Origin of the sequence: Rhodobacter sp. CZR27 (assembly GCF_002407205.1) — a bacterium.
In the GTDB taxonomy this organism is placed as follows: domain Bacteria; phylum Pseudomonadota; class Alphaproteobacteria; order Rhodobacterales; family Rhodobacteraceae; genus Cereibacter_A.
Genome location: NZ_CP023549.1, coordinates 232892 through 251242 on the forward strand (window position 1 = coordinate 232892; position 18351 = coordinate 251242).

The following is an 18351-nucleotide window of genomic DNA, read 5'->3' on the forward strand; positions in this document are numbered from 1 at the left end:
TTACAGGCTGTCGCCGAAGTCCGCGCGGAACTTGGCGGCAAGCTTCTGCTGCCAGTCGCCCACCGGGTCGAGCCGGCCGTAGAAGAAGCGCAGGATCTCGGGCTCCTCGACGAACTTCAGGCCGCCGATCAGGTCGCGGTTCTGGTAGAGCCAGTCGATCCGGTCGATGGCGTATTTCACCTGGCTCAGCGTGAACACCCGCCGCGGCATGGCGAGGCGCAGCAGCTCCATGTTGGAATAGACCTCGGTGCCGTCCGGGTTGCGCTGCTCGGAGAGCGAGCCGCGCTCCATCCCGCGGATGCCGCTGGCGATGAAGAGGGCCGAGGCGAGCGCTCCGGCCGGATACTCGGACTGCGGGACGTGCGGCAGGAAGCGCATCACGTCGATGTGGCAGCCGAGGCCGCCCGGGGGCGTGATGACCGGCACGCCGCGCTTCACCAGCTCCTCGACCATGAAGGCGATGAACAGCGGGCCCTGGCTGATCATGTCCTCGTCCATCGTCTCGTCGAGGCCCACGGTCAGCGCCTCGATCTCGCGAACGGACATGCCACCGTAGGTGAGGAACCCCTCGTAAAGCGGAACCAGAACACGCATTTTCCGGTAAAGCTCTTCGTCGCGGATGCAGATCGCGCCGCCGCGCGCGCAGCCGAGCTTGCGCGCCGAGAAGTAGATCACGTCGCAGAGGTCGGCGATCTTGCGGGTGATCTCGGGGATCGAGAGGTCGCGGCAGCATTCCTCGCGGGTCTTGTTGAACCAGAGGTTGTCGGCCAGCAGGCTCGCGTCCAGGACGAGGGTCAGCCCGTTCGCGTCGCAGACCTCGCGGATCTCGGCGAGGTTCGCGAGCGAGATCGGCTGGCCGCCGATCAGGTTGGTGCCCGCCTCCATGCGCACGAAGGCGATCTTGTCGGGGCCATGCGTCGTCACGAGGCCCTCGAGCTTGGCGATGTCCATGTCGCCCTTGAAGGGATGGCTGCTCGTCACCTCGAGACCGCGGTCGTAGCAGATTTCCTCGACCGCGCCGCCATTGAGGACGATATGGGCCTTGGTGGTGGTGAAGTGATAGTTCATCGGGACGATGGTGCCCGGCTTCACCAGCACCTGGCTCAGGATGTTCTCGCAGGCCCGGCCCTGGTGGGTCGGCAGGATCCAGTGCATGCCGAACAGGTCGCGCAGCTTCGCCTCGAACCGCTCGTAGGTGGCGGACCCGGCATAGCTGTCGTCGGCGACCATCATCGCGGCCATCTGCCGGTCGCTCATCGCGTTCACGCCGCTGTCGGTCAGCATGTCCATGAACACGTCGCGGTTTTGCAGCAGGAAGGTGTTGTTCCCCGCGCCGGCGATCGCCTGAAGGCGGTCCTCGATCGGCTGCAGGTTCAGCTTCTGCACCACGCGGACCTTGTGCATCTCGAGCGGCACTGATTCACCGCCGAAAAACTTCACCGTCATCTTTCCCCCCGGGCCGCAGCCCCCAACCAGTACACCACGGGATTGAGCGCCGCGGCGGGCCGCTGATCAACACGGCTCTGCTGCGTCACAAGATCACGCTGAAAATCCCCGGATGCCGCCGGACCGGACGCCGCCGCTTCCCGATCCGCATTGCCCCTGCGGCACTTGCGCCCGATTGCTGAAGCATTCCGCTTTTTGATTGCGATCAATGACATTTCACGCTCCCATTGCAAAAGGGACAACCAAGGTTCCCCGGAGTGCGCCATGCGATTGACGAAGTTCAGTGATTACGCCCTGCGTGTCCTGCTCTATGCGGCCAGCATCGAGGACGGACGGCTCGTCACCATCGGCGAGACCGCGTCGGTCTATGGCATCTCGCAGGGGCACCTGAAGAAGGTGGTGATGAACCTGATCCACGCGGGCTTCCTGCAGGGGACACGCGGGCGCACCGGCGGCTTCCGGCTCGCGCGGCCCGCGAACCAGATCCGGCTGGGCGAGGTGCTCCGCGCCACCGAAACCGATTTCGCGCTGGTCGAGTGCTTCCAGCAGGGCAATGCCTGCTGCATCGCCCGCCCCTGCCGCCTGCCGCCGATCATCGACAAGGCGGTGCGGTCGTTCCTCGCCACGCTCGACGAGTTCACGATCGCGGATGTGATGATGTCTCCGGAGCAGTTCGGCCTCGAGGAGCCTGCGGTGGCCTGACCTGGCCCCGGGCGCCGCGGATCAGCCCCACGGTGTAGATCGCAAGTGCCGCCCAGATCATCGGGAAGGCGATGGCCTCGGCCCGGCCGAAGGGCTCGTTGAAGACGAAGACCGCGGTCAGGAAGATCAGGGTCGGCGAGACATACTGCAGGAAGCCGATGGTCGAGAGACGCAGGAGCTTCGCGCCATTGGCATAGAGCATCAGCGGCGTCGCGGTGATGATCCCGGTGCCCAGCAGCAGCGCGCGATCCGACAGGCTTCCGCCCAGGAAATGCCCGGTGCCCTGCACCTCCAGCCAGATCGCGATGGCCAGCGCGGGCAGCAGCAGGATCAGCACCTCGAGCAGGAACCCCTGGTTGGGGCCGAGGGGCAGCGACTTCTTGAGGTAGGCGTATCCGCCCCAGGTGAAGGTCAGGCTGATCGCCACGAAGGGCAGGCGCCCGGCCTCGACCGTCAGCACCACGACAGCCGCGACGGCGAGCGCGATGGCGGCCAGTTGCAGCCGGCCAAGCCGTTCCCCCAGCAGCACCGCGCCGAGGAACACGCTGAACAGCGGGTTGATGTAATAGCCGAGCGCGGTGTCCAGCGTCTGCCCTGCCCCGATGGCCCAGACGTAGATCCCCCAGTTCACCGAGATCAGCGCGGCGGTGACCGAGGCCATGAGCAGAAGCCGCGGCGACTGCAGCGCAACCCGCAGCTCCGACGTCCGGCCGAGCGCCACCAGCACCCCAAGCGCCACCGGCACCGACCAGATCACCCGATGGGCAACGACCTCATGGGGGGGCACATGAGCCAGCGCCTTCATGTAGATCGGCAGGACACCCCACAGCAGATAGGCCGACAACGCAAAGCCCATGCCGCGCAGGCTGTCCTCGTTGCGGGGAAGGGTCGCGTCGCTCATCCGGGGCTCCTACGGGAATGCAAAGCTTTACAGGAGGCGCGGGACGGGGGCCAATCCGATCTTGTGCGGGCGGGCATCGCGAACGGTGATGGATGCGGCCTGTCCGGCGCGGCAGCGGACGCCGCCCCGCCCGCAGGAGCGGCGACGGCAGGCACCCGCGGCGGATGGGAGTCAGTCGGTCGCAGCTGGCCGGCCGTGCTGCCAGAACGCCGGCGGCGCGGGCCGGATCGCGGCTGCCCGGATCAACCCCCGGTTGGGACGAGAATGCAGTGTCTTGCCGGACCGACTGCGCTCTTTAGGCGCAGCCCCGCGCAAGCCGCGGCCGAGCTTCAACTTTGCCTTGAAATGGGAGCGATTCGCTCACATGCGGTCGGTCGAAGCGCCCGCTTTCGGGAACCCATGGAGCCCACCTTGTCCTTGCCGCCTATCCGACTGACTGCCCTCAGCCTCCTGACCGCCCTTGCGATGGCGTTGCCTGCCGCCGCCGACCAGCCAGCCGCCACACCGGCTGCGGTGGCCGGACCCATGCTCGCTGCCCCGACCGAGTTCAGCTTCGATCTGCTGGCCGCGCGCGCCGCGGCGCTGGCCCGGCGGCCGCATGTGCCCGCGCCGGTCGCCCAGCCCGAGGTGCTGGAGAAGATCGACTACGACGCGCACTGGCGCATCCGCTTCCGCCCCGAGGCGACCGTGATGCTGGGCGACACCCCGGCGCAGTTCTTCCACCTCGGCACCTATTTCCGCCAGCCGGTGAAGGTCTTCGTCGTCGAGGGCGCCTCGGCGCGCGAGGTGGTCTACAGCCCGTCCTATTTCGACATGCCGACCGACAGCCCGGCCCGCGCGCTTGGCGCCAATGCGGGCTTCGCCGGCTTCCGCCTCATGCGGCCGGACATGAAGAGCGACTGGATCTCGTTCCTTGGCGCGGCCTACTTCCGCAGCGATGGCGCGCTGCGCCAGTTCGGCCTGTCGGCGCGCGGCGTCGCGCTGAACACCGGGCTCTCGATCCCCGAGGAATTCCCCCGCTTCACCGAGTTCTACCTCGAGACCGCGCCGGACGGCCGCACCATCGTCAACGCCCTGCTCGACGGTCCCAGCATGACCGGCGCCTACCGGATGGTGATGCGCGACGAGACCGGCAAGGGGCAGGTGATGGACATCTCGAGCCGGCTCTACTTCCGCGCGCCGGTCGAGCGGCTGGGCATCGCGCCGCTGACCTCGATGTTCTGGTATTCGGAAAGCAACCGCTTCCAGTCCTCGGACTGGCGGCCCGAGGTGCATGACACCGACGGCCTGATGATCCACACCGGCGCGGGCGAGCATATCTGGCGGCCGCTCAACAACCCGGACCGGGTCGTGACCTCCAGCTACTTCGACCGCGACATCAAGGGCTTCGGCCTCGTTCAGCGCGACCGCGACTTCAACAACTACCTCGACGACGGCGTGTTCTACGACAAGCGCCCGGCGGTCTGGATCGAGCCGACCTCGGCCTGGGGTCCGGGCGCGGTCCAATTGGTCGAGATCCCGACGGAAGACGAGATCTTCGACAACATCGTGACCTTCTGGAACCCCGAGAAGCGCCCGCAGGCCGGCGAGGAAATGCGCTTCGACTACCGCCTGCACTGGTCCGACGTGCCGCCGGTGGATCTGGAGTTGGCCCGCACCGTAGCCACCCGGGTGGGCAATGGCGGCGTGCCGGGCCAGCCGCGGCCGAAGGACGTGATCAAGGTGGTGGTGGACTTCGAGGGCAAGCCGCTTGAGGGGCTGGCCACCCAGGACGGCGTCAAGCCCGAGGTCTCGGCGCCGGCGGGGGTCGAGGTCGTCAATCCCTTCGCCGTGCGCGTCGTCGGCACCGACCAATGGCGGCTGACCTTCGACCTGAAGGCGCCGGCCGGGACCGACACGGTGGACCTGCGGGCCTACCTCGCGCGGAACGGCGCGCCGCTGACCGAGACCTGGCTGGGTCAATTCCACCTGGGCCAGATCAACCGCCTGCGCTGAGCCGCGGGCGTGACGCCGCCCGTGCCGACAGGACCGGGGCGGCAGACCTTTCGATGCGGGGCGGCGCCGGGACACTCCCGGCGCCGTCTTGCGTTCGGTGCGCAGGCGACAGGCCCGCCTGACGCGGGAAGCGGCCGGGCTTGCCTTCCTGCATCAGCCGGCGGGCCGCACCAGCGCGGCGATGGCCTGCATCTCGGGCTTGCCCGAGGCGGCGATGGCCTCGCTGACCGGGCGGGCCGGATCGGCCACGACGATCCCCGCCGCGCCAAGACGCGCGCAGAGTTCATCGGAGGTCATGCCGAGCATGGGCGCGACATCCTGGGCGGGATTTGCAAGGATCGCGCGCGTGAAGGCGAAGGGCGGCGGGCCGCCGGCCTCGCCCGTGCCCATTGGCATGAGGAACGGCAGGGCCACCAGCATCGAGGCGCCGAGGGCGATCCCCATGGGCAGGCGCCTGAAGTAGTTCAGGAACGAGCGCCAGTTCTTCCAGAGGTGTAGCGCGAAGGGCACGATGAGCACCATGCTCAGCCATTCGTGCATGCCGTGGAAGCCGCTGGGGCCGATGTGGAAGAACAGCGCGATCCCGGAGATCAGCGAGACGATGAAAAGGCCGGTGATGAAGGGGGTGGCGTAGCGCCCCAGAATGCTGGGCATGACTGGCTCCTGACAGGGCCCCCGAAGGGGCGGATCGGCCGCCGGTCGCACCCGTCCGGCCGGCGGCGGTTCATGCTGTCCTACGCCCCGCGCCGCGGCTTCCGTCGGCCGTCCGCCCCCGCAGGGTCCTCTGCGACATCCCGCCGCGCAGACCCGGACAATCGCTCCGGCTCGGGCCGGTCGCGCCCGGTTCAGCCCGGCGTCAGGTAGAGGCCCGACAAGGCGCGGATCGAGCACAGGAACCGTTCCGAATGTCCTTCCCCCCGATCTGCACCCCCGGAAGCGCCCCGGCGCAACCCTCCGTCGCGCCCGGCCTATGGCGAAGCGCATCCGCCTTTCAGGTGAGCCTCGCCGTCGTGGGCTTCATGCTGGCGGCCGATAACACGACCTTCTGGCTGCGGGGCCTCGAGATCTTCGGTGCAAGCCCCCGGCTCGCGCTGTTCGGGGCGGCGGTCTTCGCCCTGACGCTGGGCCTCACGACGCTTCTGGCCGCGGGGCCGCTGCGAAAGCCGGTGCTGGTGGCGCTGCTGCTGATCGCGGCCACGGCCTCGTGGTTCACCGACCGGCTCGGCATCACGATCGACCGCGACATGATCCAGAACGCGATGACGACCACCGTCACCGAGGGGCGCCACCTCGTCACCCGTGGCTTCCTTCTGCACCTGCTGCTGTTCGGACTGCTGCCGGCGGCGCTGGTGTGGCGCATGCCGGTCCGCCGCCTGCCGCGCTGGCAGGCCCTGTCGCGGTGGGTCGCGGCCCCGGTCCTGTGCGTTGCATTGGGAGCGGGGCTGCTTGCCATCAACTTCAAGGACTTCTCGGCCGTTCTTCGCGAACGGAAGGAACTGGTCGCCGCCTGGCAGCCGGCCGCGCCGCTGGGCGCGGCAGTGCGCTATGCCAGGCTCGTGCTGCGCACGCGCGAGGTCACGGCGGCGCCCCTTGGCCTCGACGCGCACAAGGGTGCGCGCCTCGCCGCAGCCGAGAAGCCGGTCCTGACGGTCCTCGTGGTGGGTGAAACCGTGCGCGCGCAGAACTGGGGCCTGAACGGCTATGCGCGGGACACCACGCCGGAGTTGCGCGCCCGGGGCGTCGTGAACTTCCCGCAGGTCGAAAGCTGCGGCACCGCCACGGCGGTTTCCATGCCCTGCATGTTCTCGGTCCTGCCGCGCCGCGACTACAGCCAGGAAAAGGGCCTTGCCACCGAGAACCTGCTCGACGTGCTGTCCCATGCCGGCGTGGCCGTCGAGTGGCACGACAACAACACCGGCGACAAGGACATCGCGGCACGGGTGACCTCGGCGAGGGTCCCCGCCGATCCGGCCGCCTGCGGCGAGGGGGAATGCACCGATGCGGTCTTTCTCGACCTGCTGAAGCGGAAGATCGCCGGCATCGACCGCGACACGGTGCTGGTGCTTCACCAGATCGGCAGCCACGGCCCGGCCTATCACCTACGCTACCCGCGCGCCTTCGAGCGGTTCCAGCCCGCCTGCCACAGCGCCGAATTCTCGGATTGCACCGACGAGGAGATCCGCAACGCCTATGACAACACCGTGGCCTTCACCGACCATGTGCTTGCGGGAATGATCGACATGCTTGCCGCGCAGCAGCGGGTGATCCCAGCGCTCGTCTATGTCTCGGACCATGGCGAGTCGCTGGGCGAGAACGGGCTCTACCTGCACGGCGCGCCGTGGTTCATGGCGCCGGACACCCAGACGCGGGTTCCCATGGCGATGTGGCTGTCAGACGCGTTCCGCCGCACCATGCAGCTGGACGAAGCCTGCCTGCGCGCCGCGGCCGAGGCGCCGGCGAGCCATGACAACCTGTTCCATACCCTGCTGGGCCTGATGGACGTCGACACCCGCGTCCGCGATGCCGGTCTCGACCGCGTCTCGGCCTGCCACCACCCGGCCGCCTGAAGGAGTTGCCATGACCGATCGCATCGACATTCCCCGGCCGGGCCGGGTCGACGGCCCCGCGCATCTGCTGGCGGCGGCCAGCCACTCGTTCGGCGGGCTGCGCCGGCTGTCGCACGAAACCGCTTTCCGCCACGAGGGTCTCGCCGGGGCTGCCGGGCTGGCCCTGCTGCTCGGCACCCGCGCCGGGCCGGGCGAGATCGTCGTGGCCGTGCTCCTCTTCCTGATGCTCGTCGCGGTCGAGGCGCTGAACACCGCGATCGAGGTGATCGTCGATCATCTGTCGCCCGGCTGGGCCGAATTCGCGCGGGATGCCAAGGACCTGGGCTCGCTGGCCGTGCTCTGCCTGATCGCGGCGAACCTGGTCTTCCTCGGCTATGCCGTGCTGTCCTGAGGCGGAACGGCCCGCGCCTGAAATCCCCCGTCGCGCCCCGGAACGGGCGAGGCAAGGCGCAGCTGCCAGCCCGCGCCGTTCACGATGCCGCTGGCGATGGCAAGGCCCAGCCCGGACCCCTTGCCGTGGGTCCGGCCGCGCTCGAACCGGGTCGCCAGCCGTGACAGAATCCCGGCCGGGATCGGGCGGCAGTCGTTGGTGACGGCAAGGCCGTCGGGACCCAGCGTCACCTCCACCGGCCCGTCGCCATGGGCCAGAGCATTCTCGATCAGGTTGCGCGCGAGGATCGCGAAGGCGTCCGGATCGAGATGCGAGACGAGCGGGCCTGCCTCGAGGCGGATCCGCCACCCCTCGGGTGCGTGGCGGAAGTCCTCGACCACCATGTGGAGCAGGGGGGCAAGATCCCTCGCCTCGGGCGCCAGCACCCCCGCCCCCTCGGCGCGGGAGAGCTGCAGCAGCTTTTCGGAAAGCCGCGCCAGACGCTTAAGTTCGGCCTCCAGCCCCTCGGCCCGGGGCCGAAGCGACTCGGGCGCCTCGGCCACCAGCCGCTGGGTCTGGGCAAGGGCGGCTGCGACGGGCGTGCGCAACTCGTGCGCCGCATTGGCGGTGAAGCTGCGTTCGGCATCGAGGGCGCGGCCAAGGCGCGCCATCAGGCGATCCACGGCGTCCCGGATCGGCAGCAACTCGACCTGGAGCGACCTTGTGCCGAGCGGGCGCAGGTCGGTCTCGTCCCGCCCCTGCACCTCGCGCGAGAGGTCGCGCAACCGGGCCAGACCCACGCGGGTGCGCCAGGCCACCAGCGCAAGGGTGATGGGCAGGATCAGCAGGAGCGGCACCACGAAGGCGATCAGCGTCTCCTCCACCGCCTCGCGGCGGTTCTCCAGCGGCTCCGCAATCTCGATCGTCCACTGGCCGCTGGCATCCTGGGCCGAATAGATCCGGTGGTCCGGTCCGGTCCGGAACCCCGGCGGCAAGGGGTCCGCGAAGGTAACGGCCGAGGCCCCCTGCGACCAGAGCACCGTGGTGCCGGAGGCGTCGCGGATGACGAAGGTCAGGCCTTCCTCGTGATCACCCGCGCGCGCGACCGGCTCGGGCTCCACCGCGCTGGCCAGACGGTCGCCGGCCACCGCCAGCGGCAGCAGCCGCTCGGCCGTCTCCTGCAGCGCACTGTCGAACAGCTCGTCCAGTTCCTCGCGCATGTAGTGGATCGCCAGCAGCGTCGCCGCCGTCCAGAGCAGCACGATGCCGGCCGAAAGGCTGAGCGCGAGGTCGCGGCGCAGGCTGCGCGCCCGCCTCATCGCCGCACCAGCCGGTAGCCCAGCCCGCGCTGCGTCTCGATCCGGTCGCGGCCCAGCTTCTTGCGCAGCCGGCTGACATAGACCTCGATCGTGTTGCTCTCGACCTCGGCATCGAAGTTGTAGAGCGTCTCCTCGAGCTGCGCCTTGGACACGATCGAGTTCGGCCGGTGCAGCAGGGCGTCCAGGATCGCCCATTCCCGATGGCTGAGGACGACCGGGCCATCGGGTCCCTCGATGCTGCGCCCGGCGACATCGACCTCGAGCGGGCCGATCATCAGCCTCGGATTGGGGTTGCCGGCATAGCGCCGAGCCACGGCACCGATGCGCGCCGACAGTTCGGACAGGTCGAACGGCTTGACCATGTAGTCGTCGGCGCCGGCGTTCAGGCCCTCGATCCGCTCGGTAATGCGGTCGCGCGCGGTCAGGATGATCACCGGCATCCCCAGCCCGCGCGCCCGGAGCCGGCGCAGGAAGTCGATGCCGCTGCCGTCGGGCAGGGTCAGGTCAAGCAGCACGAGATCGAAGCTGGCCGTCTCGACCGAGGCAAGCGCATCCTCGACCGAGGCCACGAGATCGGCCGCATGGCCCTCGGCCGCAAGCTGGTCGCGGATCGCCCCGCCCAGCCCCGCGTCGTCCTCTACCAGTAGGATGCGCATCGGATCTCCGCCGGCCCTTGCCCTGCCCGCATCTTCCATGCGGTGCGGCGGGGGCAGGCGTCAAGCGCGGGGCGCGCGGCCCGGGACCCGTGGGCGCCCGGGCGCCGGCTTTCACTTCGAGGCCAGCGTGATCGGCAGCGCCTCGGCCGAGATCCGCACCGTCCCGCCCGTGCGGGCGAAGGTGTAGATGGTGCGCTGTTCGAACGGCAGCGAGAAGTGGACGGAGTCCCGATCCTCGAGCCGCATCTTCACCACCTGCGGCTCGGCCGAGGGCGAGCGGGCGCGGAAGGCCGCGGTCACCTCGATCCCGCCATCGGCCAGATCGGTGCGATAGGCCGCCATGTCGAGCGCGCCGGTGTGCAGGCTGCCCGCCTGCAGCGGCGCGGTCAGCGTGACCTCTTCGGCCGAGGCGGCGGCGGCCAGTGTCAGCGCGGCGAGGGATAGGGAGAGAATCGTTTTCATATCGGGACCTGTCCAGAACGGGAGGCGGCCGGATCGGCCGGATCATGTGTCGGCAAGGACCTAATGCTGCGGCGCAGCACTGTCCATGCGCGCGGCTGCAGTCCCGCTATGCAGCAGGCGGGATGATGGCGCACCACCGCTCCGCGCAAGCGCGGCGGCGACAGACGCGCGGCGCAACGCCCGCCGGGCGGGTGCTTGCGCAACAGGAGGGGCAGGTTCCGGCCGCGCGACATGCAGAAAGTTGACGCGGGTGCCGCGATCTGTCACGCCCTGCCCTGACGGTTCCCGACCGCCGCAAGGCCAAGGGATGAAAAGGGAACGCGGTGAGGGGGTGACAGCCCGAATCCGCGACTGCCCCCGCAACTGTGAGCGGCGAGCCGCCTCCGAAGACGCCACTGGCCGATGGCCGGGAAGGTTCGGGGAGGGCTGTGACCCGCGAGTCAGGAGACCTGCCGTCGCTTTCGCCGGGCAACCGGACCCACCCCATGCGCCGTCGGGGATGACGGCTAGGAGGACCACATGCATATCGAACCCGGTCTCGTGACCGGAGCAAAACTCGCCGTAGGCTATGCCACCGCGGTGACGGCCGGAGGCTACACGCTGAAGCTTGCCGCCGAGACCATCCGCGAGAAGGGCCTGGCCTCGCTCGCGGTGCGCAGCCTCATCGCCGCGGCCTGCGTCTTCACCTTCTTCCAGATCCTGCCGCATTACCCGGTGGGCGTGTCCGAGGTGCACTTCATCCTCGGCTCGACGCTGTTCCTGATCCTCGGGGCGGCGCCGGCCGCCTTCGGCCTGACCGCCGGCCTGCTCGTGCAGGGGCTGTTCTTCGCGCCCTTCGACCTGCCGCAATTCGGCATGAACATCACGACGCTTCTGGTTCCGCTCTTCGCGGTCAAGGCGCTGGCCGACCGGATCATCCCGGCGCACCGGCCCTATGTGGACCTCGACTACGGGCAGGCGCTGGCGCTTTCCACCGCCTATCAGGGCGGCGTGGTGGCCTGGGTCGCCTTCTGGGCCTTCCTCGGCCAGGGCTTCGGCGCCGCGAGCGTGGCTTCGGTCGCAACCTTCGGCAGCGCCTACATGCTGGTCGTCCTGATCGAGCCGCTGACCGACCTTGCGGTGCTGGCGGCGGCCAAGGCTGCGCGCGGCCGTATGCCGGCGGGCCTGTTCACGCCCCGCCTGCATCAGGCGGCCTGACGCCGGGGCGCGGGCGCGGCCGCCGGGCCGCGCCCGCCCTTCCCCGCAGGGGATTGACCCGCGCCACCCCCGCCGCTCCTTCTCGCAACCGACCGGATGGCCCGCCTGCCTCGGCCCGGCACGGAGACTTCATGATGCTGGAAGCTCACTCCCTGCCGCCGGGGCTGATGATCGGCGCTCCGGGCTCGGGCTCGGGCAAGACTACGGTGACGCTGGGGCTTCTGCGCGCCTTCCGAGACGAAGGCCTGGGCGTGCAGCCCTTCAAGAACGGACCCGACTACATCGACCCCGCCTTCCATCGCGTGGCGGCGGGACGCCCCTCGTTCAACCTCGACGGCTGGGCGATGTCGCCGGCGCTTCTGGCGGGCCTGGCCGCCGAGGCGGCAGGCGCGGATCTGGCCCTCGCCGAGGGCTCGATGGGCCTTTATGACGGCACTTCGGCGCCGGGTGTCACCGGGCGCGGCGCGGCGGCCGAGATCGCGGCCCGCTTCGGCTGGCCGGTGGTGCTGGTGCTGGATGCGGCCGGTCAGGCGCAATCGGCCGCGGCGACCGCGCTCGGCTTCGCGCGCCATCCCGACGCGCCGCCCTTCGCGGGCGTGATCCTCAACAACATCGCCTCGGCGCGGCACGAGGTGATGATCCGGCGCGAGATGGAGCGGCTCGGCCTGCCGGTGCTGGGCGCCCTGCCCCGCCGCCGTGACCTCGCGCTGCCCGAGCGTCACCTGGGACTGGTCCAGGCGGGCGAACATCCCGACCTCGAGGGCGCCATCCTGCGCTTTGCCGCGCTCCTGCGCGATCACGCCGATCTTGCGGCGATCCGTGCCGCGGCCCGCTCCACGACAACGACGGCGCCGGGACCGCTGCCGGGGCCGCCCGCGCAGCGCATCGCCCTGGCCTCGGATGCGGCCTTTTCCTTCACCTATCCGCATCTGCTGGAAGGCTGGCGCCGCGCCGGGGCCGAGATCCTGCCCTTCTCGCCGCTGGCCGACGAGGCGCCGCCGGAGGCCGATCTGGTCTGGCTGCCGGGCGGCTATCCCGAACTGCACGCCGGCCGGCTTGCCACGGCGGCACGGTTCCGCGCGGGCCTTCGGCGTCACGCGGAAACCGGGCCCGTTCACGGCGAATGCGGCGGCTACATGGTGCTGGGCGAGGCGCTGGTGGATGCGGCCGGCGTCCGGCATTCGATGACCGGGCTGCTCGGCCTCGTCACCAGCTTCGAGCGGCGGCGGCTGCATCTCGGCTACCGCTGTGCCGAGCTGCTGGCTCCGGTGCCGGGCCATGCCGCCGGCGCGCGACTGCGCGGCCACGAGTTCCACTATTCGTCAATCCTCGCCCAGCCGGACGAGCCGCTGGCCCGGGTGACCAACGCGGAAGGCGAGACGGTGCCCGAAACCGGCTCGCGCCGCGGCACGGTGACCGGCAGCTTCTTTCACCTGATCGCGCCGGAACCGGCGGCCTAGGTCTTCCGCCGACGCCGGGGAATCGCGGCCCTGCCCCGCCCGCCGGATGCGGGCCACAGCGCGGGAGGCCGGCGCTCCGGCATGCCGCGGCCCTTCGCACCGGCCTGGACGTTACGGCACGCGGCGGCGGCGGGCCGCCTTTCCGGTTTCGTCGCGGCACGCGGCTGCATTAGGCTTCCGCCCGGTCAGCAGGAAGGGGAGGGCTTGATGACAACGGAACCGATCGTGATCGCGGGCGCGGCGCGGACGCCGATGGGCGCGTTCCAGGGGGCGCTGAAGGGGATGAGCGCGGTGGATCTTGGCGCGGCCGCCATTTCGGCCGCGCTTACCCGTGCGGGCCTTGTGCCGCAGGCGGTGGACGAGGTGGTGATGGGCTGCGTGCTGCCCGCGGGCCTTGGTCAGGCCCCGGCACGGCAGGCGGCCATCGGCGCGGGCCTGCCCGAGGCCGTGCCCTGCTCGACGCTGAACAAGGTCTGCGGCTCCGGGATGAAGGCCACGATGCTGGCCCATGACGCGATCCGCGCCGGCAGCGTCGACATCGTGGTCGCGGGCGGCATGGAGAGCATGTCGAACGCGCCCTACCTGCTCGACAAGGCGCGCGGCGGCTACCGCATCGGCCACGGGCGGGTGCTCGACCACATGTTCCTCGACGGGCTGGAGGACGCCTATGACAAGGGCCGCGCGATGGGCACCTTCGCCGAGGATTGCGCCGAGGCCTACCAGTTCACCCGCGAGGCGCAGGATGCCTATGCGCTGGAATCGCTCTCGCGAGCGCAGTCGGCCATCGCCGAGGGCCGTTTCGCCGCCGAGGTCGTGGCGCTCGCCGGCGTGGCGCATGACGAGGCACCGGGTCGCGCGCGGCCCGAGAAGATCCCCCAGCTGAAGCCCGCCTTCCGCGAGGGCGGCACGGTAACGGCGGCCAACAGCTCCTCGATCTCGGACGGGGCGGCGGCGCTGGTCGTCACACGGATGGGGGTGGCCGAGGCGCGCGGCCTCGCGCCGCTCGCGGTGATCCGGGGGCATGCGAGCCACGCGCAGGCGCCCAGCCTCTTCACCACAGCGCCGATCTTCGCGATCCGCAAGCTTCTGGACCGGTTGGGCTGGCAGGCCGGCGACGTGGACCTTTACGAGATCAACGAGGCCTTCGCCGTGGTCGCCATGGCCGCGATGCGCGATCTGGACCTGCCGCACGACCGGGTGAACGTGAACGGCGGCGCCTGCGCGCTTGGCCATCCGATCGGCTGCTCGGGCGCGCGGATCATCGTCACCCTGATCTCGGCGCTGCGCGACCGCGGGCTGAAGCGCGGCGTGGCCTCGCTCTGCATCGGCGGGGGCGAGGCGACGGCGGTCGCGGTGGAGCTTCTCTGATGCGGATCGAGGGACAGGCGGCGCTGGTCACCGGGGCAGGCTCGGGGCTGGGCGAGGCGACGGCGCGGGCGCTGGCGGCCGAAGGCGCGCGGGTAACGCTGCTGGATTTCAACTTCGACGCGGCGCAGGCGGTGGCGGCCGGGATCGGCGGGTTTGCAGTGAAATGCGATGTCGCTTCGGCCGAGAGCGCCGAGGCGGCGGTCTACGAGGCGGCGGACCGTCACGGGCCGGCGCGGATCCTCGTGAACTGCGCGGGCGTCGCGCCGGCCCGGAAGATCCTCGGCAAGGCGGGCGTCATGCCGCTGGACGAGTTCCGCCGCACGGTCGAGGTGAACCTGATCGGAAGCTTCAACCTCTTGCGGCTGTTCGCGGCGGCCGCGGCCGATCTGGAGCCGCTCGAGACCGGCGAACGGGGCGTCGCGATCAACACGGCCTCGATTGCGGCGTGGGAGGGCCAGATCGGCCAGACCGCCTATGCCGCCTCCAAGGGCGGGATCGTCGGCCTCACCCTGCCCGCGGCGCGCGAACTGGCGCCGCTCGGCATCCGGGTCTGCGCCATCGCCCCGGGCATCTTCGAGACGGCGATGCTGAAGGGCCTGCCGCAGGCGGCGCAGGACAGCCTTGGCGCCGCCGTTCCCTTCCCGTCGCGGCTGGGACGGCCGGCGGAGTTCGCGGCCCTCGCGCTGCACATCATCGGCAACCCGATGCTGAACGGCGAGGCGATCCGCCTCGACGGCGCGCTGCGGATGGGGCCGAAATGAGCGCCTTGCTGACCGAGGAACAGCGGCTGATCCAAGCGACGGCGCGGGAGTTCGCCCGCGAGGTGCTGGCCCCGGGCGCGGCCGCGCGGGCGCAGGCCAAGGCGATAGAACCCGAGGTGCTGGCGCAGCTGGGAGAGCTGGGCTTTCTCGGCATGACGGTGCCCGAGGAGATGGGGGGCGTCGGCGCGGATTACCTCAGCTACGCGCTGGCGCTGATCGAGATCGCCGCCGGCGACGGCGCGGTCTCGACGGTGATGAGCGTGCACAACGCGCCCTTCAACGCGATCCTCCAGCGGTTCGGCACCGAGGCGCAACGCGAGCGCGTGCTGCGGCCGGCGGCGCAGGGCGCCTTCATCGGCGCCTTCGCGCTGACGGAGGGCCACGCGGGCTCGGACGCCTCGGCGCTGCGCAGCCGGGCGCGGCGGAGCGCAACGGGCTATCTGATCGACGGCGAGAAGGTGTTCATCACCTCGGGGCAGATCGCGGGCTGGGTGATCCTCTTTGCCCGGATCGAGGGCAGCAGCGGCAAGGAGGGCATCACCTGTTTCCTTACGCCCACTTCCGCGCCGGGCTACCACGTCGCCAAGGTCGAGCAGAAGCTGGGACAGGAAGCCTCCGACACCTGTGCGCTGCGTTTCGAAGGTCTGGAAGTGCCCGAAGACATGCGCATCGGCGCCGAGGGCGAGGGCTACCGTATCGCGCTCTCCAGCCTCGAGACGGGGCGCATCGGCATCGCGGCGCAGTCGGTCGGAATGGCGCAGGCGGCGCTGGAGGCGGCACTGGCCTATGCCCGCGAGCGGACCTCGTTCGGCCGGCCGCTGATCGAGCATCAGGCAGTGGGGTTCCGGCTGGCCGAGGCCCGGACGCGGCTGGAGGCCGCCCGGCAGATGGTGCTTCACGCCGCCCGGCTGAAGGATGCGGGCGAGCCCTGCCTGACCGAGGCGGCGATGGCCAAGCTGTTCGCCTCCGAGGCGGCCGAGCGCATCGTCTCGGATGCGATCCAGACCTTCGGCGGCTATGGCTATACCCGCGACTTCCCGGTGGAGCGGATCTATCGCGACGTCCGGGTCTGCCAGATCTACGAGGGGACGTCCGACATCCAGAAGATGCTGATCCTTCGGGGAATGGCATGACAGGCGCGGCAGCCGGTGGTGCGGCCGGCCCGCTCGCCGGCCTGCGCCTGATCGAGATGGTGGGTCTCGGCCCCGCGCCCTTCGCGGCGATGATGCTCTCGGATGCCGGGGCCGAGGTGATCCGGATCCATCCGCTCGACGCCCGCTCCGAGATCCCGCTGATGAATACCGAATTCGACGTGCTGGCCCGCGGGCGGCCGTCGATCGCGGTGGATCTGAAGCGACCCGAGGGGGTAGCGCTGCTCCTTGATCTGGCCGAGCGCGCCGACGGGATGCTCGAGGGCTTCCGCCCCGGCGTGATGGAGCGGCTGGGCCTTGGCCCGGAGGTCTGCCTTCGGCGCAACCCGCGGCTGGTCTATGGCCGCATGACCGGCTGGGGACAGGACGGGCCGCTGGCACAGGCGGCGGGGCACGACCTGACCTATGTAGCGCTGTCGGGCGTTCTGGGCGCCATCGGGCCCGCGGACCGGCCGCCCGCGGTGCCGCTGAACCTGATCGGCGACTTCGGCGGCGGCGGCATGCTGCTGGCCTTCGGCATGCTGGCGGCACTGCTGCACGCCCGGACGACCGGCGCAGGGCAGGTAGTCGATGCGGCCATGACCGAGGGCGCGGCCCTGCTGGCGGCGATGATCTGGGGGTTCCGCGCCGGAGGCGCGTGGTCGGACGAGCGGCAGGCAAACCTGCTCGACGGCGGGGCATGGTTCTACGGCACCTATGAATGCGCCGACGGGCGCTTCCTTGCCGTGGCCCCGATCGAGGGCAAGTTCGCCCGGACGTTCCTGGACCGGCTCGGAGAGGAGGCCGAGGGATTGCGGCAGGGTCCGCAGGCGGACTGGCCCGCGCAGCGCGAGCGTCTGGCGACCGTGCTCCGCCGTCGGCCGCGGGACGAATGGGTCGCCCTGTTCGAGGACACGGATGCCTGCGTGGCGCCGGTTCTTTCCTTCGTCGAAACGCCGGGGCATCCCCATCACGCGGCGCGCGGCAGCTTCCTGACACTGGCCGGGGTGACACAGCCCGCCCCTGCCCCGCGGTTCTCGGCAACTCCCGCGGCCGTTCCCTCGCCGCCCTCCCGGCCGGGAGCGGAGACCGCCGCGATCCTCGAACGGTGGGGTGTGGATGGCGCGCCGGCGGCGGAGGCCGGGGCGATCCGTCTCAGGCCGTGATCTCCTCCACCTCGTCGCAGCGCACGGTGAAGCCGGTCAGGACATGCGGGCCGAACGAGTGCAGCAGCGGCACGTCCGCCGCGTCGCGGCCGCGGGCCACGACGATGCGGCCGATCCGGCGCTGGTTGTTCCGGGGGTCGAAGGCATGCCAGCGGCCGCCTACAAAGACCTCCATCCAGGCCGAGAAGTCCATCGGCCCGCCGATCGGCACGCCGATGTCGCCCAGGTAGCCGTTGACGTAGCGGGCCGGAATGTTCAGCGCCCGGCAGAACGCAATGCCCAGATGGGTGAAGTCGCGGCAGACCCCGGTGCCCTCCTCCCACGCCTCGTAGGCCGTGCGGGTGGAGCGGGCGTTCTGGTAGTCGAAGCGGATGTGGCCGTGCACGAAGTCCGAGATCGCCTGAACCCGGCCCCAGCCCGGGGCGAGCCCGCCGAACATGTCCCAGGCGATCTGGCTGATGCGGTCGGTCTCGCAGTAGCGCGAGCCCAGCAGGTAGACCAGCGCGTCATCGGGCAGCTGGGCGATGGGTGTCTCCTGCGCGTCCCAGTCCTCGGGATCGGGCAGCCCCGAATCCGCGATGATGCCGTCGCCCGAGATGGTGAGGTCGCCGGCCGGCGCGACGAACCGGCGGCAGGTGTTGCCGAACATGTCGTGATAGAGCACCATCGGCACCTGCGGCGTGGTGGTGATGACCTCCGGCGCGCGAAGATCCGAGCGTCGCTCGTCCCGGATCTCGAGCAGCGAGATCATCGGCGTCTCGACCGCGCAATTCACCGAGATCTCGTATCCGAAACGTATCAGCATGGCCTGGCTCCACGGTCTGGTTCACGCTCTGCAACACCCCGGCTCC

The 18351-nt window shown here is 70.4% G+C and carries 17 protein-coding genes and 1 riboswitch; of the genes, 10 read left to right on the forward strand and 7 right to left on the reverse strand.

The window, feature by feature from the left end; genetic code table 11:
• Positions 1 to 1446, reverse strand: a complete 1446-nt coding sequence (locus CK951_RS17275) for a tryptophanase (protein ID WP_096787476.1) — start codon at positions 1444 to 1446, stop codon at positions 1 to 3.
• 264 nt (positions 1447 to 1710) lie between these two features.
• Between CK951_RS17275 and CK951_RS17280 the strand changes: the two genes are divergently transcribed.
• The gene (locus tag CK951_RS17280) at positions 1711 to 2148 is read left to right on the forward strand and encodes an Rrf2 family transcriptional regulator (protein ID WP_096787477.1); all 438 of its coding nucleotides are present in this window, start codon (positions 1711 to 1713) and stop codon (positions 2146 to 2148) included.
• Here the strand turns inward: CK951_RS17280 and rarD are convergent.
• Positions 2084 to 3049, reverse strand: a complete 966-nt coding sequence (gene rarD, locus CK951_RS17285) for an EamA family transporter RarD (RefSeq protein WP_096787478.1) — start codon at positions 3047 to 3049, stop codon at positions 2084 to 2086. The two genes, CK951_RS17280 and rarD, sit on opposite strands and share 65 nt — an antisense overlap.
• A 525-nt stretch (positions 3050 to 3574) precedes the next feature.
• Here rarD and CK951_RS17290 point away from each other — a divergent pair.
• Positions 3575 to 5044: a glucan biosynthesis protein gene (locus CK951_RS17290; protein ID WP_394341574.1), complete on the forward strand. Its 1470-nt coding sequence runs from the start codon at positions 3575 to 3577 to the stop codon at positions 5042 to 5044.
• 153 nt (positions 5045 to 5197) lie between these two features.
• Here the strand turns inward: CK951_RS17290 and CK951_RS17295 are convergent, their stop codons facing one another.
• Positions 5198 to 5698 carry a DUF4405 domain-containing protein gene (locus CK951_RS17295; RefSeq protein WP_096787480.1) on the reverse strand — a complete coding sequence of 167 codons (501 nt, stop codon included), beginning with the start codon at positions 5696 to 5698 and terminating at the stop codon, positions 5198 to 5200.
• 251 nt (positions 5699 to 5949) lie between these two features.
• On the opposite strand from CK951_RS17295, the gene CK951_RS17300 reads away from it, so the two are divergent.
• Both CK951_RS17300 and CK951_RS17305 read left to right on the forward strand, forming a co-directional pair.
• A complete protein-coding gene (locus CK951_RS17300; protein WP_096787481.1) occupies positions 5950 to 7611 on the forward strand; it encodes a phosphoethanolamine transferase in 1662 nt (553 codons plus the stop codon).
• Positions 7612 to 7621: 10 nt separating this feature from the next.
• The gene (locus CK951_RS17305) at positions 7622 to 8002 is read left to right on the forward strand and encodes a diacylglycerol kinase (RefSeq protein WP_096787482.1); all 381 of its coding nucleotides are present in this window, start codon (positions 7622 to 7624) and stop codon (positions 8000 to 8002) included.
• Here CK951_RS17305 and CK951_RS17310 read toward each other — a convergent pair.
• The 3 genes from CK951_RS17310 to CK951_RS17320 all read right to left on the reverse strand — a co-directional run bounded on the left by CK951_RS17310 (position 7984) and on the right by CK951_RS17320 (position 10418).
• A complete protein-coding gene (locus tag CK951_RS17310; RefSeq protein WP_096787483.1) occupies positions 7984 to 9300 on the reverse strand; it encodes a HAMP domain-containing sensor histidine kinase in 1317 nt (438 codons plus the stop codon). The two genes, CK951_RS17305 and CK951_RS17310, sit on opposite strands and share 19 nt — an antisense overlap.
• The gene (locus CK951_RS17315) at positions 9297 to 9956 is read right to left on the reverse strand and encodes a response regulator transcription factor (RefSeq protein WP_096787484.1); all 660 of its coding nucleotides are present in this window, start codon (positions 9954 to 9956) and stop codon (positions 9297 to 9299) included. Before CK951_RS17315 ends, CK951_RS17310 begins: the two co-directional genes overlap by 4 nt.
• Before the next feature lie 111 nt (positions 9957 to 10067).
• Positions 10068 to 10418: a hypothetical protein gene (locus CK951_RS17320; RefSeq protein ID WP_096787485.1), complete on the reverse strand. Its 351-nt coding sequence runs from the start codon at positions 10416 to 10418 to the stop codon at positions 10068 to 10070.
• Between the two features lie 262 nt (positions 10419 to 10680).
• Positions 10681 to 10890: riboswitch (cobalamin riboswitch) on the forward strand.
• A gap of 47 nt (positions 10891 to 10937) precedes the next feature.
• On the opposite strand from CK951_RS17320, the gene CK951_RS17325 reads away from it, so the two are divergent.
• The 6 genes from CK951_RS17325 to CK951_RS17350 all read left to right on the forward strand — a co-directional run bounded on the left by CK951_RS17325 (position 10938) and on the right by CK951_RS17350 (position 17500).
• The gene (locus CK951_RS17325) at positions 10938 to 11615 is read left to right on the forward strand and encodes an energy-coupling factor ABC transporter permease (protein ID WP_096787486.1); all 678 of its coding nucleotides are present in this window, start codon (positions 10938 to 10940) and stop codon (positions 11613 to 11615) included.
• Between the two features lie 134 nt (positions 11616 to 11749).
• Positions 11750 to 13075, forward strand: a complete 1326-nt coding sequence (locus CK951_RS17330; protein ID WP_096787942.1) for a cobyrinate a,c-diamide synthase — start codon at positions 11750 to 11752, stop codon at positions 13073 to 13075.
• A gap of 207 nt (positions 13076 to 13282) precedes the next feature.
• A complete protein-coding gene (locus tag CK951_RS17335; RefSeq protein ID WP_096787487.1) occupies positions 13283 to 14443 on the forward strand; it encodes an acetyl-CoA C-acyltransferase in 1161 nt (386 codons plus the stop codon).
• Complete coding sequence (locus CK951_RS17340) at positions 14443 to 15204, forward strand: SDR family NAD(P)-dependent oxidoreductase (RefSeq protein WP_096787488.1); 762 nt, start codon at positions 14443 to 14445, stop codon at positions 15202 to 15204. Before CK951_RS17335 ends, CK951_RS17340 begins: the two co-directional genes overlap by 1 nt.
• Positions 15201 to 16337, forward strand: coding sequence for an acyl-CoA dehydrogenase family protein (locus CK951_RS17345; protein ID WP_096787489.1), 1137 nt, complete (start codon positions 15201 to 15203; stop codon positions 16335 to 16337). Before CK951_RS17340 ends, CK951_RS17345 begins: the two co-directional genes overlap by 4 nt.
• Entirely contained in the window at positions 16334 to 17500 is a 1167-nt protein-coding gene (locus tag CK951_RS17350; protein WP_096787490.1) for a CaiB/BaiF CoA-transferase family protein, read from the forward strand. The genes CK951_RS17345 and CK951_RS17350 overlap by 4 nt, the downstream gene beginning before the upstream one ends.
• On the opposite strand, the gene CK951_RS17355 is transcribed toward CK951_RS17350, so the two are convergent.
• Positions 17490 to 18305 (reverse strand): transglutaminase family protein, encoded by an 816-nt coding sequence (locus tag CK951_RS17355; protein ID WP_096787491.1) that lies wholly within the window; start codon positions 18303 to 18305, stop codon positions 17490 to 17492. The genes CK951_RS17350 and CK951_RS17355 overlap by 11 nt on opposite strands.
• Positions 18306 to 18351: the final 46 nt, after the last annotated feature.

Coding starts and splice junctions, on each gene's coding strand:
- CK951_RS17335 (WP_096787487.1), top strand. CDS start 13,283: ATGACAACGGAACCGATCGTGATCGCGGGCGCGGCGCGGACGCCGATG.
- CK951_RS17345 (WP_096787489.1), top strand. CDS start 15,201: ATGAGCGCCTTGCTGACCGAGGAACAGCGGCTGATCCAAGCGACGGCG.
- rarD (WP_096787478.1), bottom strand. CDS start 3,049: ATGAGCGACGCGACCCTTCCCCGCAACGAGGACAGCCTGCGCGGCATG.
- CK951_RS17305 (WP_096787482.1), top strand. CDS start 7,622: ATGACCGATCGCATCGACATTCCCCGGCCGGGCCGGGTCGACGGCCCC.
- CK951_RS17325 (WP_096787486.1), top strand. CDS start 10,938: ATGCATATCGAACCCGGTCTCGTGACCGGAGCAAAACTCGCCGTAGGC.
- CK951_RS17355 (WP_096787491.1), bottom strand. CDS start 18,305: ATGCTGATACGTTTCGGATACGAGATCTCGGTGAATTGCGCGGTCGAG.
- CK951_RS17290 (WP_394341574.1), top strand. CDS start 3,575: ATGCTCGCTGCCCCGACCGAGTTCAGCTTCGATCTGCTGGCCGCGCGC.
- CK951_RS17330 (WP_096787942.1), top strand. CDS start 11,750: ATGCTGGAAGCTCACTCCCTGCCGCCGGGGCTGATGATCGGCGCTCCG.
- CK951_RS17320 (WP_096787485.1), bottom strand. CDS start 10,418: ATGAAAACGATTCTCTCCCTATCCCTCGCCGCGCTGACACTGGCCGCC.
- CK951_RS17280 (WP_096787477.1), top strand. CDS start 1,711: ATGCGATTGACGAAGTTCAGTGATTACGCCCTGCGTGTCCTGCTCTAT.
- CK951_RS17300 (WP_096787481.1), top strand. CDS start 5,950: ATGTCCTTCCCCCCGATCTGCACCCCCGGAAGCGCCCCGGCGCAACCC.
- CK951_RS17315 (WP_096787484.1), bottom strand. CDS start 9,956: ATGCGCATCCTACTGGTAGAGGACGACGCGGGGCTGGGCGGGGCGATC.
- CK951_RS17310 (WP_096787483.1), bottom strand. CDS start 9,300: ATGAGGCGGGCGCGCAGCCTGCGCCGCGACCTCGCGCTCAGCCTTTCG.
- CK951_RS17295 (WP_096787480.1), bottom strand. CDS start 5,698: ATGCCCAGCATTCTGGGGCGCTACGCCACCCCCTTCATCACCGGCCTT.
- CK951_RS17340 (WP_096787488.1), top strand. CDS start 14,443: ATGCGGATCGAGGGACAGGCGGCGCTGGTCACCGGGGCAGGCTCGGGG.
- CK951_RS17275 (WP_096787476.1), bottom strand. CDS start 1,446: ATGACGGTGAAGTTTTTCGGCGGTGAATCAGTGCCGCTCGAGATGCAC.
- CK951_RS17350 (WP_096787490.1), top strand. CDS start 16,334: ATGACAGGCGCGGCAGCCGGTGGTGCGGCCGGCCCGCTCGCCGGCCTG.